This window comes from Amycolatopsis thermalba, from assembly GCF_003385215.1.
GTDB lineage: Bacteria > Actinomycetota > Actinomycetes > Mycobacteriales > Pseudonocardiaceae > Amycolatopsis_E > Amycolatopsis_E thermalba.
This window is the reverse complement of the sequence record NZ_PQHW01000210.1, coordinates 1-1,959: the sequence shown is the minus strand read 5'-3', so window position 1 is coordinate 1,959 and position 1,959 is coordinate 1. Positions and strand designations below refer to the sequence as shown.

General features: G+C 72.0%; 2 protein-coding genes. Both read right to left on the bottom strand.

Going from position 1 to position 1,959, the window contains the following annotated elements; genetic code table 11:
• Positions 1 to 1,339: YifB family Mg chelatase-like AAA ATPase (locus D0D15_RS35660; RefSeq protein WP_162830737.1), on the bottom strand; the 1,339-nt coding region annotated here is incomplete at its 3' end.
• Positions 1,339 to 1,713, bottom strand: coding sequence for a YraN family protein (locus tag D0D15_RS35655; RefSeq protein WP_094007865.1), 375 nt, complete (start codon positions 1,711 to 1,713; stop codon positions 1,339 to 1,341). The genes D0D15_RS35660 and D0D15_RS35655, both read right to left, overlap by 1 nt.
• Positions 1,714 to 1,959 lie beyond the last annotated feature (246 nt).

Below are 1,959 nucleotides of genomic sequence, written 5' to 3'. Positions count from 1 at the left end.
GTGGGAGGGCGAACTCGCGGTGGAGGGCGGGGCCTGGGACTTCCGCGTTGGTCTTCCAGCCGTGCGGGCTCCAGCGCGCGGCGGCACGGTCGCGGGCGGCCAGGACGCGTTTGCGGACCACCTCCGTCGGCTCGGGTTCACCGCTCTCGTGGCGGCCCATGGCGGTCATCGGACGCAACCGGACCCGCAGGTCGACGCGGTCGAGCAACGGGCCGGACAACCTGCTGTGGTACCGGCGGCGCTCGGTCGGGGAGCACGAGCAGTCGGTCTCGCGGGGTGGTGCGCACGGGCACGGGTTGGTGGCCATGACGAGCTGGAAGCGGGCCGGGTAGCAAACCGAACCGCGGGCACGGGCGATGCGAACCTCGCCTTCCTCCAGGATGGTGCGCAGGGAGTCCAGCCGTTGCGACCCGAACTCCGCGGCCTCGTCCAAGAACAAAACCCCGCGGTGGGCGCGGCTGATCAGGCCGGGTTTGGCGATGCCCATACCACCACCGATCAGGGCGGCTTCGGACACCGAATAGTGCGGCGCGACGAACGGCGGGACCCTGATCAACGGGGCCTCCGCGGACAACTTGCCGTGGATCGAATGCACGGCAGTGACCTCGAGCGACTCCTCCGGGGAGAGCATCGGCAGGAGCCCGGGCAGACGTTTGGCCAGCATGGTCTTCCCGACGCCGGGCGGCCCGGTGAGGAGGAGGTGGTGCCCGCCCGCGGCCGCCACTTCGAGTGCCCAGCGGGCCTCGGGTTGGCCGAGGACGTCAGCCAGATCCGGCACCTCGGGCGGTGGGCTCTCGACGGGCGGCTCCGGCCGGGCCAGTGCGTTCTCGCCCTCCAGCCAGGACACCACGTCGCGCAGCCTGGCCGCGCCGTAGACCTCCAGGCCGTCGACCAGGGCCGCCTCGAACAACGTGTGTGACGGGACGATCGCGCGCTTGATCCCGGCCTTGCGCGCCGCGAGCAGGCCGGGCAGGACGCCGCGGATTTCCCGCACCCGGCCGTCGAGCGCCAGCTCCCCCAGCAGGACCGTGCCGAGCAGGCGGGTGGCTGGGACCTTGCCCGCCGAGGCGAGCACGGCCACCGCGATCGCGAGGTCGTAGCCCGAGCCGAGTTTGGGCAGGTTCGCCGGGAACAGGCCGAGGGTGACCTTGTCCTCGGGCCAGTGCTGCCCGGAGTTGCGGATGGCCGAGCGAACCCTGTCCTTGGCTTCGCGCAGACCCGCGTCGGGCAGGCCGACCATCTTGACGCCGGGCAGGCCGCCGCCCAGATCGGCTTCGACCTCGACCAGGCGGCCGTCGAGGCCCACGAGGGCCACCGACCAGGCGCGTCCGAGCGGCATCAGAACGCTCCCGGGATGTGCCGGACGCGGGGCTCACCGTCGCCGTCGGCATAGACCGCGATGACGTCGAAACGGACCCGGCACCAGCCGACGCGGTGGACGCTGAGCCACTGCCCGGCCAGGCGCCGGATGCGGGCGATCTTGTCCTCGGTGACAGCCTCGGCGGGATCGCCGAAACTCTCCCTGGTGCGGGTCTTGACCTCGCAGATGACCAGGGTGCGGCCGTCGGTGGCGATGAGGTCGAGCTCGCCCTGGCGGCAGCGCCAGTTCCTGGACAGCACGACGAAGCCGAGCTTCTGCAGGTGGCGGGCGGCGATGTCCTCGCCCCTGCGGCCGAGGGTGAGGTGGCGGGCGGGTCTGGCCGCGGTGGTCATGGCTGGTCCCCCAAGGTCGGTGGTCGTTCACTGCCTTCGACGGTGCCAGGACCTGGGGTTTCGCCGACAGACCGAGTTGCCGGACCTGTGGACAAGTGGGGTGTTGTGGACAACCGCGGGGAGTTGCGGTGGGGAGCGGCGGAAATGTCGGACCCGGGTGGTAAGGGCCCGGGCGATTGGGGGCGAGGTGCGCGGGTGGGCTAGTGGCGGGTGAGGCGACGGGCTGAGCGCTCAGGGGCGGAGGGG